We start from the raw sequence: 15,700 nt of genomic DNA on the forward strand, positions 1-15,700 counted from the left end.
TAAATAGTTATAAAAATATTGTATAAATTCATGCCAAGTTTTTTTTAATTTAGCCTTTCGAAATTGATGCTGCTGGTAGTAGGTAACAGTAAGCAAAGCCTTACGCGTCAGGCGCCCAGCAAATGATGTGGTGAGGTCAGGAAAACCTGTTATTGAGAAGGGACAAAATCTACGTGATCAGCGTTTCTTTAACAGCAGCATCAATTTTCATTTTCAGTATTGCTGAACTGCGATAAGGAAATACCTTTATACCTTCTGAAAGCGATACCAAAGTTTGCCGCATTTGAAAAACCCAGAATGATAGCAATCTCATCTACAGTATATTCACTATCCAGCAACAATACTTCAGCTTCTCTCATGATCCGGTCTTTGATTAAGACAAATAAGCTTTTTCCCAGCACATGATCAAGGAAAGCATTTAATTTTCTAGGACTCATCCCCATCTCTCTGGCATAAAACCGGATAGCCTTTTCTTTTTTATAAAAATTTTCCAGAATTGCTTTAAATCTTATGGTCTGCTGTAATTCATCAAGTGTCAGTGCAGCCAGATATCCGTCAAATCCGGCTGTAAACCCTAAAAAAAGCGACAAACATTGCGAAAGAAGTGCTAAATCCCTATTTACTTCAATTTCCTTTTTCAACTGATCCAGTAAATTGAATGCTTTCTCAAGCCTGTTGCCGCTAAGGTCTCTAAAAGACAAATTAAGGAAAAGATTTTTAGCTAAGGGATCTAAATGTTGTTTTAGAAATTCGGCATACAGCGAACTACAGAAATTTAACCAGTAGCCGGTAGTAATTTCACCTTCCAGCCGAACCAAACCTTCTTCAGGGATGAAAAATATCCTGCCGTTTTTCAATTCATAATCACCAGAATTCATACAAAGTAAACCATTGCCTTCTTTGATCACCAAAATTCTCATTGGATGCGTTGCGGCTAATGCGAATTCTCTTTTAAAAGTACCTTTTATAAGTTTCAGTTTAACCATCATCTTTAAATGAGCTGTTTTTGCATTAGATTAACTTCCCGTTGTTTGGTTACATATTATTTATGTGTAAACAATAAAAAGACAAAAATTAGAATAATTGTATAGTATTAAGCTCAAAATGAATAAAAAAAAGGCATACTCATCATATCCAGCAAATGGAAAAACAGCATGTAAACATAAAAACTTATCATCAATAAACCATTAAATTGTAATTTTAATCTGGCTAATAGTCACCACAAAATACAAACTTAATACACTTAAACAAGATTGCTGAAAATTGATCAAGCAAAAAATAATTTAATCCCGTGAACAGATTAACTGATGGCAGTACAAATTGGATTTATAATAATTCTCATGCTTTTAAACGGTTTTCCCGAAGGTAAAACGATAGGCTCTCACCTGCGCAGCTTCACCTGATGAGTAAAAGCAAAACTTATATTCAAAACAGCGCAGCAAAAATATTCGATTGGCTTAAATAAGTGCATATCCAAATTGATAGTTTTTTATATTTGAATTACAGCTTATCTATGATCAATTCAGTCTAAATTGAAAGTAATTTCTTTTTATACTATTCATCTTGTCCTATCTTTATAAAACTAATTTATATTACATAGTGTTCTTATAAATAAGTATACATCTATAAATCATGAAATATGAAAAATGTGAATAAAAAAACACCTTCACACTTGCTTGATGAAATTAAACCTGGTGATATTATCAGGGATGAAACCGGCAAGATTGGAGAGGTTGTGGAAGTAGAAGTAATTAACCGGAAAATGGAAACACAGTATTATTATAAAACCAAAAACAATGGTACTGTTTTAGTTATTAAATAACTTGATCAAAAAAGATGAATGAATTTTAAGGTGGAATGAATTGTTAACTTATAGCAGCATCCGGATTAAAGAATCATACCGCCATGAATAAATTTCATTTTATGGCTTTTTATTGATTCAGAAAATTGTAGGGCACACTATTTAATGATGATATTTGCAAAAAGTTTACACACGTATGCAACATATTAAAAACATCATTTTCGATTATGGCAATGTAATTTTCGATATCGATTTTAAAATTGCCCAGGCATCATTTCAAAAAATTGGCATTACAGATATAGAAAATTTCTTTGCACATAAAAGCCATAATCCATTGTTTGATGATTTTGAAACCGGCGCAATTTCTCCTGTAGAATTTCGTGAAGGCATTAGAAAAGCGGCAAACAAGCCCGGGCTTACTGATGCCCAAATAGATGAGGCCTGGAATAGTTTGCTGATTGGTACACACCAGGAAAATCATGACGTACTTTTAAAAGTAAAAAATAACTACCGTACATTTTTATTAAGTAACAATAATGAAATCCATTACGACTGGATCATCAATTACTTGAAAACCACTTTCAATTTAAACAATTATGATGCGTTTTTTGAAAAGGCTTATTTCTCTCAGCACATGAAATTACGTAAACCCAATACCAATATTTTTGAACAGGTTTTGAGTGAAAACCATCTTAACCCTACAGAAACTTTGTTTATAGATGATAGTCCGCAACACATTGAAGGCGCAAAGAAGGTTGGGTTAAATACACTTTTAATGACTGAAAAACCAGCACAATTGGAATCCTTTTTAAAAGCTAACGGAATTATATAGCATGGAAGAAAAAAAGTTTAAATCATTAAAAGATTTCTATCCTTTTTATTTATCTCAGCACACCAATACCACTTCGCGTATCCTCCACTTTATCGGAACGGGCTTAGTTGCTTTAACATTCTTCGCCGGATTTCTGTTTCACCAGTGGCTTTTCTTTTTAGCCATCCCCCTGCTGGGTTATGGCTTTGCCTGGATAGGTCACTTTTTTTTCGAGAAAAATAAACCTGCTACTTTTCAATACCCGCTTTATAGTTTAGCGAGTGATTTTATATTTTTCTATGATCTCCTCAATGGCAAGCAAGACTTTACCGTAAAAAAGTAATACCATTGGCAATCTTATGAGCAGTGATCACTGAAAGCTGTTGATTGCCAATGGAAAATTAAATTTTTCTTCGCTTCAATTCCCTTTCAATCAAACCTAACTCACGGCCGGTTTGCCCTGCCACTGAAGTATTTTCCTGAGCCCTTCTGAATAAATAGGGCATTACCGCCTTAATCGGTCCGTAAGGAACATACTTTGCTACATTATAATTCGCATCAGCAAGATTAAAACTCAAATTATCACTCATACCCAAAAGCTGTGAAAAATAAACATGCGGATGGTTATGCATGATTTTTTTCTCATCCAAAAGATAGGTTAATAATCGACTGCTATCTTCATTATGGGTTCCGCAAACGATGGCTATTTCATCAATATGATCAATACAATACCGTAATGACGCATTATAATCTTCATCGGTTGCTTCTTTATTTAATTGAATTGGGGATGGATAGCCCATTTCTGCAGCACGCTTGCGCTCTTTCTCCATATACGCACCACGAACCATTTTTACACCTAAAATAAATCCTGCAGCTTTTGCAATGAGGTGATCCGCCTTCATATCAGCCAGTTTATCCTGACGATACATTTGATAGGTATTATATACAATAATGCGTTCCTGGTTAAATTTACGCATCATATCTAATGCCAGTTCATCAATTGTTTGCTGGATCCAGGTTTCCTCAGCATCAATCATAACCGGTACCCCCTTTTCAAAAGCAGTGCGGCAAATCATTTCACAACGCAATTTTACCTTATCAAATTCTGCCTGCTCATCTGCTGATAATGTTCTCTTAGCATCTAATTTCTCCAATAACGCAAAACGCCCTATCCCGGTAATCTTAAATACCGTGATGGGAATATTAGGATCACCATCTGCACGGAGAATGGTGCGGATGATTTCCTGGCAAGTTTCGTCAAATACCGTTTCTTCTTCTTCACCCTCAACAGAGTAATCCAGAATGGTTCCAACACCACCTTTAGCCAGTTGCACGATAGCATGATCGCATTCCGCAATGGTTTCACCACCACAAAATTGCTGAAAAATTGTAGCTTTTATGGCACCCTGAACAGGCAAGCCTATGTTTAGAAAGAAATTGGTAATCGGTGGGCCAACCTTCGTCAAAAAGTTGCTGCCAATCATTTTGAAAAGCCAAAAAGCTTTTTTGAGCTCAGCATTTGTTTTTTGACGGAACGCCACTTCCGTATTGTCGAAATTAGGCTGTTTATTGGGGGATAAATCCATTCTTAGTTATGTAATAAGTCAGTTGGATGCAAAATTATAAAAAGCATCCGTTGTTAAAACTAAAAACCTGTAAATAATCGTATTTTTGTAACAAAATGATACAATTCAAATTAGATGGGGAATTTATTCCATTAATCCAGTTGTTAAAGGCGACAGGATTGGTGGGTACCGGCGGAGATGCGCAGGCTGCCGTAATGGATGGATTAGTAAAATGCAATGGTGAAGTAGAGTTTCGCAAGCGTTATAAAGTCAGGGTTGGCGATATCATCACTTTTGAACAAGATAAAATCGAAGTCGTATGATGGAAACTTTAAGCAGCGCAGGCCATTCACTTTATTTCGAAAGTAATTTAGATGCCTTAAAAAATCTTTTAGAAAGCAACAAATACAGCAAGGTATTTATTCTTGCTGATGAACATACCAGTGAAATTTGTTTACCGGTTTTTCAATCGATGATGGATGATTTTTCAGACTTTGACCTGATTGAAACCTCCGCAGGAGAGGAAAACAAAAACATCGATTTTTGTATTGGCATCTGGAAAACCCTGCTAGATTTTGAGGCCGACCGTAAGAGCCTGCTGATTAACCTGGGTGGTGGTGTCATCACCGATATGGGAGGTTTTATCGCCTCGACCTATAAACGTGGTATTGATTTTATCAATGTTCCTACTACCCTGCTATCACAGGTAGATGCATCAGTTGGTGGCAAAACCGGCATTGATATCGATAACGTGAAGAACATGGTGGGCACTTTTACCCTGCCGCAGATGGTTTTCATTGAAACGAAATTTCTGGAAACACTGCCGAAGCGTGAACTATTATCGGGTTTTGCCGAAATGATCAAACATGGTTTGATTTATGATAAAGCTTACTATGAAAAGTTAAAAAAAACTGATTATTTAAATCCTTCGGCTGAAGACATTTATCGTTCGGTGGAAATTAAAAATGAAGTGGTAACCATTGATCCGCATGAAAGAAATCTGCGTAAGATTTTAAATTTCGGTCATACCATTGGCCATGCGGTGGAAAGTTATTCGCTGGCAAATGATGAAAATCCACTAACACATGGTGAAGCCATTGCTATTGGATTTGTTTGCGAGGCGGCTTTGTCCATCAAAAACAGTCGATTATCCAAAGAAGAACTGAAAGATATCAGCGAGTACATTTTATCATTATATCCAAAATATCTTATTAAAAAGGAAAGCTTTGAAACACTTCTGGAATTAATGCAAAGTGATAAAAAGAATGAAGATGGAAACATTTTATTTTCACTTTTAGAAACAACAGGCAAATGCGCGTTTAACTGCCGTGTAAGCAATGCCGATATTTTAAGCAGTTTGGATTATTATAACAGTTTATAAAAATGACATTTACCGGAAGTGATATTTCTGTAGGCGGATTATTTGGCTTTGTAATCATTTTGACATTGGTTGAAATGTATTTTAGCTATGCGCACGACAAAAAATTATATACGAAACGCGACACCTGGAACAATATATACCTGATGACAGCAGCTGTAATCATTAATTTGGGTATGAAAACTGCAACATTCTTTTTGCTTGAATATTGCTACCAGTTCCGTTTGTTTCAGATATCAAATTTCTGGATTTACTGGCTGATTCTGATTTTAGCCCAGGATTTTCTGTATTGGTTCCTGCATACAGTGGGTCATTATGTCCGTTTTTTCTGGGCCATGCATGTTACGCACCACTCATCAGAGCATTTTAATTTAACCACAGGTTTTCGTTCAACCGTTTTTGAGCCTTTATACCGCGTATTTTTCTATTTGCCTTTGGCATTTATGGGTTTCACGGCGATGGATATCCTTTTCGCTTACCTCGTAACGCAGATTTACGGAAATCTTGTTCATACGCAATATCAAATCAATTTCCCTAAATGGTATGAATATATTTTTGTAACGCCTTCACACCACCGCGTTCATCATGCCAGCAATGTACGTTACCTGGATAAGAACATGGGGATGGTTTTAATTCTCTGGGACAGGTGGTTTGGTACCTTCCAGGCAGAATTACCTGAAGATAAAATTAAATACGGCTTAACTTCTCAGCCAGAAGACATGGGACCGGTTAATATTATTTTCCACGAATTTATTGCTTTATCCGCCGATGTAAAGAAGGCCCCAACCTTTATGGATAAGTTGAAATATATCTTTAATCCACCAGGATGGAGCCATGATGGCAGTACCAAGATCGCTAAAATCATGCAGCAGGAATTACATGAGGCTGAAGCGAAGGAAAATCAAAATCAGAAAAATGATAACATTAAAGACTTCAATGAAAAGCAACGAACGTTAAGTTCAACGGGATAGGCAGATGTTTTTTAAACAAAATTAAATTTTATTCAAATTATTTTCAATTTACTATTGACAAATTAAATTTTGTTATTACATTTGGCTCATTCAAAAAGGAAATGAAATTATTCAACACATATTACTTTGGTTACTTTTACTATTTTAGTGAGAGCCGGGGCTAATATGCAAAATGATAGATAACAATATTAAAATGTATAAAAAAGTCCCGGCAAAAAGCCGGGACTTTTTTGTTTTATGCAAAAATGGAAACGACAAAAAAAGTAGCAATTCAAGGTATTAAAGCATCTTTTCATGAAGAAGCCGCCTACAAATTCTTTGGTAAAAACATCGGAACTGTAGAATGCAACTCATTTAAAGAAACCTGTGATAAGCTGGAGAAAAACGAAGCAGATTTCGTGGTTATGGCTATCGAAAATTCCATTGCCGGGAGCTTATTACCAAACTACACCTTGATTCGTGATTACGGCTTTTCTGTAGTTGGTGAGGTTTATTTGCCCATTCAATTGCACTTAATGGCTTTGCCTGGTGTAAAATTTGAGGACATTAAAGTCGTAACCTCTCACCCTATTGCCATCCGCCAGTGCATCGATTTCTTTTACGATTATCCGCATATTAAAATTGTAGAAAGCAATGATACCGCTGCCTGTGCCAAACGGATTCAGGAAGAAAAACTGACGGATACCATGGCGATTGCTAATAGTTTAGCTGCTGAACTTTACGGCTTAAACATATTAGAGCGCCGTGTAGAATCAAACAAGAAAAATTACACCCGTTTCCTGATCCTTAAAAAGGACAAAACAGACGAAGGTAAAAAAATCAATAAAGCATCCATCTGTTTTCAGGTGGGTCACAAAGCAGGTTCTCTGGCAACCGTTTTAAATATTTTTGCAGAGCAAGAGGTAAGCTTAACAAAAATACAATCTATGCCGGTATTGGGTAAACGAAATGAATATTACTTTTACGTTGACCTGGAATGGCCAAGCACAGAAAAATATGATAAGGCAATCAGAAAAGCCCTAAAATATACATCGAACTTTAATATTCTCGGCGAATATCAAAAGAACGATAAAGTCTGACAGCGTTACGATTTTAGATTTACGAATTACGACTCAATAATAAATCAATACAACAATTAAACAATCGAATTATAAAATATTACAAGCCCCAAATCATGAAACTTAATTTAAACATCCAACCCTTAAACACCTGGTTAAACGTAAACAACGAGCCACTTATTATTTCTGGACCATGCAGTGCAGAAACGGAAGAGCAATTATTAACTACGGCACACTTATTGGCTGCAACCGGCAAAGTATCGGTATTGAGAGCTGGTATCTGGAAACCACGCACCCGTCCGGGAGAATTCGAAGGTATCGGAAGCATTGGTTTAGAATGGTTAAAACGCGCTAAAGCAGAAACGGGCTTACCAACAGCTGTAGAAGTAGCAAATGCAAAACATGTGGAAGAAGCCTTGGCTGCTGGTGTAGATATCCTCTGGATCGGCGCACGTTCCACTGTAAATCCTTTCACAGTTCAGGAAATTGCGGATGCTTTAAAAGGTCATGATGTACCTGTATTAATTAAGAATCCGGTTAACCCTGATTTACAGCTTTGGATTGGTGCTATCGAGCGGATTAATGGCGCAGGTATTACCAAAATCGGAGCCATTCACCGTGGTTTCTCTTCTTTCGAGAAAAGCTCTTTCCGTAACGAACCAATGTGGGAAATGGCAATTCAATTGAAAACTTTATGCCCTGAATTGCCTATCATCAATGATCCAAGTCACATTTGTGGTAACCGTGAATTAATCCCATACATTGCTCAGAAAGCGTTGGATTTAGATATGCAGGGGTTAATGATCGAATCTCACGTTGATCCATCAGTAGCCTGGACAGATGCCAAACAACAGGTTACGCCGGCTGCATTAGCAGAATTGGTTGATCGTTTAACTGTACGTGAACCAGAAGCACCGAACGAAGCCTTTGCAGATAAATTAGCGGATCTACGTAAATCAATTGATAAAATTGATGATATTTTATTACAAAAATTAGCAGAACGGATGTCCATCGTGGAGAAAATCGGTGAGTTTAAACGCGATAACCAGGTAACCATTTTACAGGTGAACCGTTGGGATGCCATCATTAAAAAAGGCCATGCTTTTGCAAAAGCTTTAAAATTAGACTTAAATTTCACTGAAAAATTCTTAGAATTGATGCACGGTGAATCGATCCGCAAGCAAACTGAAATTATGAATGCTGGTAAAGCAGAGAAAGGTATTGCTGCTGAACAACATAACGAGATAAAAGCTTAATGATGGCAAAGGCTTGGAGGTTAAAGGTGGAGGGTGTCAAGTCCAAAGCTTAAAGACCAAAGTCTAAAGTACCATATCATTGTGAGGCAGATCACAATGATGATTTAATAAAATAATGGCGTTGTATCTTGCGAATTGTCATTTTGAGTTTGTCGAAGAACTTTTTAGCAGGTGTTTTCGACGGGCTCAACATGACGATGATCCAAAAACAACCTGTTGAGAATAAAACAGAATAAAATGTCGAAAAACGCCTTAGTTTCTTTTAAAGGAACCAAGAATATTAATACGGAAATCCAGTTAACAGGTTCGAAAAGCGAATGCAACAGAGCGCTGATTATTAGCGCTTTAAGCAACAAACTGGTTAAGGTTGATAATTTATCCAATGCGGCAGATACCGTTACGCTTGATGGAATCTTAACCGCATTAAGGGAAGACTCAGAACTCAAAACTGAAGACTCAAGACTGGTAGACGTTGGCCCAGCAGGAACAGCAATGCGTTTTCTATCTGCTTATCTATCGGCAAAAAACGGAAATTTTCTGTTAACCGGAACCGAACGTATGAAAAAACGTCCGATTGGTATTTTAGCAGAGGCACTTAAAACCATTGGTGCTGATATTTCTTATGCTGAATCTGATGGTTTTCCGCCTTTAAATATCAATGGTCCATTAAACCAGAAAACGGCAGAAGTGAAAATCAAAGGTGATATCAGCAGTCAGTATATTTCTGCACTATTGATGATTGCCCCAATCCTTCCGCAAGGCTTAACGTTAGAAATTGAAGGTGAACTAACATCAAGACCTTATGTAGACATGACTTTGGATATGCTTGCAGAAGTGGGGATTCAACATTCATGGACTGGAAATTCAATTACCATTGAACCGCAAGCTTTTAAGGCAGGAACCCTTATTGTGGAGCCAGACTGGAGTGCTGCTTCTTATTGGTACAGCATTGCCGCCTTGGCTGATGAGGCTGAAATTTCTTTACCGGCCTTGAAAGATAAAAGTTTGCAGGGCGATAGCCAGATTCAAAAAATCATGAAGATTTTTGGTATTGCCACGGAAAAAACTGAAAAAGGAATTTCCATCAGCAACCTGGGCTTATCCCTGGAAACCGATCAGGTGCTGGACTTGAAAACCTGCCCTGATTTGGCTCAAACCGTCATTGTTATTGCAGCTGCCCTAGGAAAAAACATGTCTTTTACAGGCTTGGAAACCTTAAAAATTAAAGAAACGGATCGCATTGCTGCCTTACAAAATGAACTGGCCAAGATTGGGGTAATGTTAACGGAAGATAATTTAGTTTATACACTGAATACGGATGAACTTCATTTCCCTGAAAAAATTACAGTAGCTACTTACGAAGATCACCGGATGGCTATGGCTTTTGCTCCCCTTGCTTTATTAATCAGCGAAGTGGAGATTGAAGACATGCAGGTGGTAGAAAAATCATATCCTCATTTCTGGGAAGATTTGAAAAAGGCAGGCTTTGACGTAAAGGAAATATAAGAAAAGATATTTGAGAAATGAGAACCTCGCAACACCTTTAAGTCTAACTTTACGCATATAAAAGTGGTAATAAACAATTAAAATTTAATCAGATTTGAATGAAATTTGGACAGAAAATCTCATATCTCCTGTCTAACTTCTCAAATCTAAATCATCAATTTAAAATAATATGGCAGGCAACTCATTCGGACAACTTTTTCGCATCACCACTTTTGGCGAATCTCATGGCGTAGCGATTGGGGTAATTATTGATGGCTGTCCGGCGCAATTGGGTATTGACATGGATTTTATTCAGTCGGAACTGGATAAAAGAAAGCCCGGTCAATCGAAAATTACCACACAAAGAAAGGAAAGCGATACGGTTCAGGTTCTATCAGGCGTTTTTGAGGGGAAAAGTACCGGAACACCAATAGCATTGTTAATTCCGAATGAAGATCAGCGATCAAAAGATTACGGGCACAATGTGGATGTTTATCGTCCCAGCCATGCCGATTATGTGTATGATGCCAAATATGGTATTCGCGACCACCGTGGTGGCGGGCGTTCCTCAGCACGGGAAACAGCTGCACGCGTAGCAGCTGGTGCGATTGCCAAATTATTTTTAAAACAGCAAGGCATTGAAATTTTTGCACATGTTACCGCAGTAGGAAACATTGAAGCACCAAATTTAGAAAGCAACGACTTATCCGCCTTACTGGAAGTCAGGGAAGAGAATATTGTACGTTGTGCCGACCCGGCAACTGCACATGAAATGATTGAATTTATTGACGCCATCCGGAAAGATGGTGATACCGTAGGCGGTAAAATCGGCTGTGTAATTAAGGGTTGTCCGGCTGGTTTGGGTGAGCCGGTTTTTGATAAATTACATGCTGATTTGGGCAAAGCAATGTTAAGCATCAATGCAGTTCATGGTTTTGAATACGGTTCAGGCTTTGCCGGAAGTGAATTAAGAGGTTCACAACATAACGACCGCCCCATCCCAAACCCTTCCCCTGATGGAAAGGGCTTCATCACAACTACCAATTTTGCCGGAGGTATTCTGGGCGGCATTTCAAACGGGATGGACATTACCTTCAAAGTTGCTTTTAAACCTGTAGCTACGATTATGCATAGTCAGCAAACCATTAATGCTGCCGGTGAAGCATCAGAAATTAAAGGAAAAGGCCGCCACGACCCTTGTGTGGTACCTAGAGCGGTGGTGATTGTCGAGGCCATGGCCGCTTTGGTTTTAGCTGATCAGTTTTTAAGGAATAAAATGAGTATTATCTAATATTATGTTGTTATTGCGATGCAAGAAGCAATCTATTTAGCAAGAGAGGTCGCTTTGTGCATCGCAATGATGGCAATTTTAATTTGTAATTAACAAAGTATGAAAATCCTCCCTATCCTACTGCTCTTTATTAGCTTAAACACACTTGCTCAATCCTACTCCGGGCACATTGCCAAACATCGCGATAACTACAAACAGGATTTTATCACAGAATCAAATTCACCTTTAAAAGAAAGTGATTTGCAGCATCTTCATTTTTATGAGGCAGACAGTATGTATAAAGTCATGGCCAAAGTAGATATCTTAAAAAATGAAAAGATTTTCAAAATGCCTACTTATGATGGTACCAGTAAAGAATTTTATCGTTTTGCTAAAGTCAGCTTTAATTTAAACGGAACGCCAATAACGTTAACGCTCTATAAAAATATAGCACTGGCTGCTAATCCGGCTTATAGGTATTTACTTTTTCTGCCTTTTACAGATCAAACCAATCAAAAGGAGACTTATGGCGGTGGCAGGTATATTGATTTAAGCGAAAAAGAAATTAAAAATCATCAAATCGAGATTGATTTTAACAAAGCTTATAATCCATATTGCGCTTATAGCGATGGTTATCGTTGTCCGGTACCACCGGAAGAAAATGATCTTCCGGTAGAAATAAAAGCTGGCGAGAAACAATATACCGGTGATAAAAAGCATAAAAATTAATCAGTGTACCGAAAACGTATGATTACAATGACTTTGATCCATTAATTTGATTTATATTTAACAGATATACACTAAAGTATTATTCTGATATTTAAATAAATCTATCCAAATGCGGTATAAATGCCTTGTAGTTGATGATCATGAGATTGAAAGAGATGCCCTGGAAATGCACCTCCGAAAAATTTCACAACTGGAAATTTTAGCAGTTTGTAAAGATGGCATGGAAGCCGCTGGTATCTTATCACAAACCAGCATAGACATTGTTTTTTCGGATATTGATATGCCTGAGCTTTCAGGAATTGGTTTATTAAAAAGCATCAAAAAACAACCTCTATTCATATTTATTACTGCCCATGGCCAGTATGCGGCTGAAAGCTATGAGGTGGATGCAATCGATTTTGTGGTAAAACCTGCTACATTTGAAAGGGTATTAAAGGCAGCGAACAAAGCCATAGAATACCTCGAATTAAAAAAACAAGTAAGTCATGTAAACGAAAATGTTTACAACGCCCCGGCTAATCAAGATGATCATTTCTTTTTTAAAGAGACCAAAGGCATCACCAAGCTAAAATATGATGAGGTGATTTATATGGAAAGTATGGGCGATTTTTCCAAAATATTTACTAAAAATGAGATGCATATCATACTGGTGAGTTTGAAAAATCTCGAGAAACAACTTCCTGAACATTATTTTGCAAGGGTTCATAAGCAGTTTATGATCAATAAAAATCACATCACTACTTTAACCAATCATGAAGTACATCTGACTCATGATTTCGTGGTTCCGATTAGCGCAGCCAACCGCCAACATTTACTTGAAAATGCGATAGACCAAAAAATCCTGTCCAGGTTTATAAAATAAAAACGAAATACAATCCGAAAAACCGGAAACTGCATGACATCGGAATCTAATTTATTTAGGCATGGTGATGGTGAAAATTGTACCTGCTGGATTATTTTTAGCGGCACTAATTTTTCCGCCCATCAGTTCAGTAAATGTTCTGCAAAGTATTAATCCCAGGCCTGTACCCTTTTCTTTTTCTGTACCCGGAGTGCTGATTCCAGCTCCCTGATAACCCATTTTATTAAAATGTTCCAATTGATGGTCACTAAGACCGGTGCCATTGTCAGCTATACGGAGATACACTTCATCGTCTGAACTTTTAACTGATATGCTGATCATTCCGTATCTGGGTGTAAACTTAATGGCATTGCTTACGAGGTTCCGAACGATCAGCGAAAGCATATTGGCATCAGCTTTAAACTTTATATCCGGGGAAGTATTATTTTCTATTTTTATATTTTTGGCATCCGCATGGTGTAGCACAGCATCTATTATCCTACTAATTAATTGATGGATATTCAAAGTTTCCATATCAGGATGAAATCCCTGCATCTGGCTGGCTGCCCAATTTAAAAGATTCTCCATCATGGTTGAAGTATAACTCAGATTGGTTTTTAAAGTTGCGGCATATCTGGTGAGTTTATCCTGATCAATAGCTCCTCCTTCCAATAGCTGAATAAATGAAATTAAGGCATTTACCGGCGTACGCATATCATGGCTGACCACACTAAAAATTTTATCTTTTACCCTGTTTAATTGCTGAAGCTCCAGTGTCTGCAGATTAATAACCTTATTTAAACGGGCGGTTTTACGCTGATTATAATAGATAATGGCTGCAATAAACAGAACGAGCGCAATCCCAATGCTAAGGTAAATCTTGATTCGCCAGTCGAACCGGATCTGTTGCTCCTGTTTTGATATTTGCTTGTCTCTAAGGGAGGTTTCATACTTCGCCTGGAGTTTGGCTCGTTCAAATTTCTCCGTTTGATTTTTTTGGGCAATTTGCAGGTCTAACTGTCTTTTTAAAAAAGTAAGTCGCTGCAGACTTTTTTCCTGATCACTTAAGGCCAGCTGTTGCTTTTTTACATAGAGTTCTTGTTGCTGCTGCCTGGCCAGGAGCATCTGTTTCTGCAATTCTATTCCTGTTATCTTTTGCGTATAGCGATAGTCTTTTTCTTTGAAGTCAAAATCAATTTGCATTTGTCGCCTGGTAATTTCTTTCTCTTTATCTTCATTAAAAATCTGATCCCTCAGCATAACATATTGTTTATAAAAGCTAAGCGACTGGTTATAGTCTTTTAATTGATAGTAGGTATCACTTAAACCAAGTGCCGCATTTTTTTTCTGGTCTGTAAAGTTATTTTCATCAGCCATTTTATAGCTTTCCGTAAATTGGGCTAACGCATTGGCATCATCGTTCTGTTGCTGATAAAACTTTCCTAAAGCATAGAGACAATCTACATAGCCTAGTTTATCATCCAGATTTTTACCAATTTGAATGGCTTTCTGATAGGTGATTAAGGCCAGGTCTTTTTTACCCATTTCATTGTAAACATCAGCTATACTTTTCCTTATGGATGACATAATGTTTTCATCATTTAAGAGATCGGCCACCCTTAATGACTTTTGATAGTATTGTAATGCTATGTTTAAGCGATCCTTTGGAAGGATGCCCATTTTTTCCAGTTCAAAAGGATTAGCCTCATAATATGCTGTCCCTATTAATTCATTAACGACTGCTACTCCCCTCGACTCTTCATTTTCACGCGTAAAGATTTTAAGTGCCATTTTCAGATAAACCAGCGATTGACTTTGGTTGCCGAGATCCTGATAAACACTGGAAATATTGGTATAGCAACTCGCCAGATCGGATTCATTGCCCAGCTGTTCATAAATGGCAATTGCTTTTTGATTAACTTCCAGGCATTTTGCATAATCAGGAATTGTAGCATACAAAGCGCCTAAGTTTAAATAGGTTCCGCCAACCATATCCAGGTTTTTTGCCAGTTCAAATTCAACAATTGCCTGACGATAATATTCTTCGGATTTTATAAAAATACTTTTTCCGTGATAAAATTTTCCACGGCGATACAAAGCGAAACCAGAGATGTTCCGTAATTTTAACTTTTGTGCAAGGGCAACAGTTTTGTCGGTATATTCTTCAAACTTACCAGCATCCTTTAATCCAAGATAAACTTTAGAAATCTGTTCCAGGAGTTTTACTTTCACTGAATCAAGCTGTGAATGCGATTGATTCAGCACCAACAGGCTATCTAACTTTTGAATATTACTTTTCTTTTGTGCATGTCCTTCCAGCTTAAAAAGCAATACAATCAGCAAAAACAGTAAAAGCCATTGTTTCCAGAATTTTGAGCAGGAATACAATACATCAACGAATATATTTTTCAACTTCTAAAATGTGCTAAAATTAAAAAAGTTTAAAATTGGGGGTAACTGATCGTTTTATGCTTTTAATGGCAATAACATGAGACATACAAATGGAATGATAATGATAGATAACCTCGTCTAAGG

The 15,700-nt window shown here is 37.3% G+C and carries 15 protein-coding genes; 12 read left to right on the plus strand and 3 right to left on the minus strand.

What is annotated here, in order from left to right:
* Positions 1 to 200: 200 nt before the first annotated feature.
* A complete protein-coding gene (locus CBW18_RS07275) occupies positions 201 to 989 on the minus strand; it encodes a helix-turn-helix domain-containing protein (RefSeq protein ID WP_088300632.1) in 789 nt (262 codons plus the stop codon).
* A gap of 650 nt (positions 990 to 1,639) precedes the next feature.
* On the opposite strand from CBW18_RS07275, the gene CBW18_RS07280 reads away from it, so the two are divergent.
* The 3 genes from CBW18_RS07280 to CBW18_RS07290 all read left to right on the plus strand — a co-directional run bounded on the left by CBW18_RS07280 (position 1,640) and on the right by CBW18_RS07290 (position 2,955).
* Positions 1,640 to 1,822, plus strand: a complete 183-nt coding sequence (locus CBW18_RS07280) for a hypothetical protein (RefSeq protein WP_088300633.1) — start codon at positions 1,640 to 1,642, stop codon at positions 1,820 to 1,822.
* Between the two features lie 175 nt (positions 1,823 to 1,997).
* The gene (locus CBW18_RS07285; RefSeq protein WP_088300634.1) at positions 1,998 to 2,633 is read left to right on the plus strand and encodes an HAD family phosphatase; all 636 of its coding nucleotides are present in this window, start codon (positions 1,998 to 2,000) and stop codon (positions 2,631 to 2,633) included.
* Between the two features lies 1 nt (position 2,634).
* The gene (locus CBW18_RS07290; protein ID WP_088300635.1) at positions 2,635 to 2,955 is read left to right on the plus strand and encodes a DUF962 domain-containing protein; all 321 of its coding nucleotides are present in this window, start codon (positions 2,635 to 2,637) and stop codon (positions 2,953 to 2,955) included.
* A gap of 58 nt (positions 2,956 to 3,013) precedes the next feature.
* Here the strand turns inward: CBW18_RS07290 and CBW18_RS07295 are convergent, their stop codons facing one another.
* Positions 3,014 to 4,198 carry a proline dehydrogenase family protein gene (locus CBW18_RS07295; protein WP_088300636.1) on the minus strand — a complete coding sequence of 395 codons (1,185 nt, stop codon included), beginning with the start codon at positions 4,196 to 4,198 and terminating at the stop codon, positions 3,014 to 3,016.
* 95 nt (positions 4,199 to 4,293) lie between these two features.
* Here CBW18_RS07295 and CBW18_RS07300 point away from each other — a divergent pair, with 95 nt between their 5' ends.
* The 9 genes from CBW18_RS07300 (at position 4,294) to CBW18_RS07340 (ending at position 13,186) form a co-directional block, all read left to right on the plus strand.
* Positions 4,294 to 4,500: an RNA-binding S4 domain-containing protein gene (locus tag CBW18_RS07300; protein ID WP_088300637.1), complete on the plus strand. Its 207-nt coding sequence runs from the start codon at positions 4,294 to 4,296 to the stop codon at positions 4,498 to 4,500.
* Positions 4,500 to 5,558: a 3-dehydroquinate synthase gene (aroB, locus tag CBW18_RS07305; protein WP_088301323.1), complete on the plus strand. Its 1,059-nt coding sequence runs from the start codon at positions 4,500 to 4,502 to the stop codon at positions 5,556 to 5,558. The genes CBW18_RS07300 and aroB overlap by 1 nt, the downstream gene beginning before the upstream one ends.
* 2 nt (positions 5,559 to 5,560) lie before the next feature.
* Entirely contained in the window at positions 5,561 to 6,526 is a 966-nt protein-coding gene (locus CBW18_RS07310; RefSeq protein ID WP_088300638.1) for a sterol desaturase family protein, read from the plus strand.
* Positions 6,527 to 6,771: 245 nt separating this feature from the next.
* On the plus strand, positions 6,772 to 7,605 hold the full coding sequence (locus CBW18_RS07315; RefSeq protein WP_088300639.1) for a prephenate dehydratase: 834 nt from the start codon (positions 6,772 to 6,774) through the stop codon (positions 7,603 to 7,605).
* A gap of 95 nt (positions 7,606 to 7,700) precedes the next feature.
* The gene (locus tag CBW18_RS07320; RefSeq protein WP_088300640.1) at positions 7,701 to 8,840 is read left to right on the plus strand and encodes a chorismate mutase; all 1,140 of its coding nucleotides are present in this window, start codon (positions 7,701 to 7,703) and stop codon (positions 8,838 to 8,840) included.
* 237 nt (positions 8,841 to 9,077) lie between these two features.
* Positions 9,078 to 10,346 (plus strand): 3-phosphoshikimate 1-carboxyvinyltransferase, encoded by a 1,269-nt coding sequence (gene aroA, locus CBW18_RS07325; RefSeq protein WP_088300641.1) that lies wholly within the window; start codon positions 9,078 to 9,080, stop codon positions 10,344 to 10,346.
* Between the two features lie 169 nt (positions 10,347 to 10,515).
* Positions 10,516 to 11,616, plus strand: coding sequence for a chorismate synthase (gene aroC, locus CBW18_RS07330; RefSeq protein WP_088300642.1), 1,101 nt, complete (start codon positions 10,516 to 10,518; stop codon positions 11,614 to 11,616).
* Between the two features lie 99 nt (positions 11,617 to 11,715).
* Positions 11,716 to 12,324 carry a DUF1684 domain-containing protein gene (locus CBW18_RS07335; RefSeq protein ID WP_088300643.1) on the plus strand — a complete coding sequence of 203 codons (609 nt, stop codon included), beginning with the start codon at positions 11,716 to 11,718 and terminating at the stop codon, positions 12,322 to 12,324.
* Positions 12,325 to 12,433: 109 nt separating this feature from the next.
* Positions 12,434 to 13,186, plus strand: coding sequence for a LytTR family DNA-binding domain-containing protein (locus tag CBW18_RS07340; RefSeq protein ID WP_088300644.1), 753 nt, complete (start codon positions 12,434 to 12,436; stop codon positions 13,184 to 13,186).
* A 51-nt stretch (positions 13,187 to 13,237) separates the two neighbouring features.
* Here the strand turns inward: CBW18_RS07340 and CBW18_RS07345 are convergent, their stop codons facing one another.
* Positions 13,238 to 15,577 (minus strand): tetratricopeptide repeat protein, encoded by a 2,340-nt coding sequence (locus CBW18_RS07345; protein ID WP_088300645.1) that lies wholly within the window; start codon positions 15,575 to 15,577, stop codon positions 13,238 to 13,240.
* Positions 15,578 to 15,700 lie beyond the last annotated feature (123 nt).

It is taken from the genome of Pedobacter sp. AJM (assembly GCF_002197755.1).
Taxonomy (GTDB): domain Bacteria; phylum Bacteroidota; class Bacteroidia; order Sphingobacteriales; family Sphingobacteriaceae; genus Pedobacter.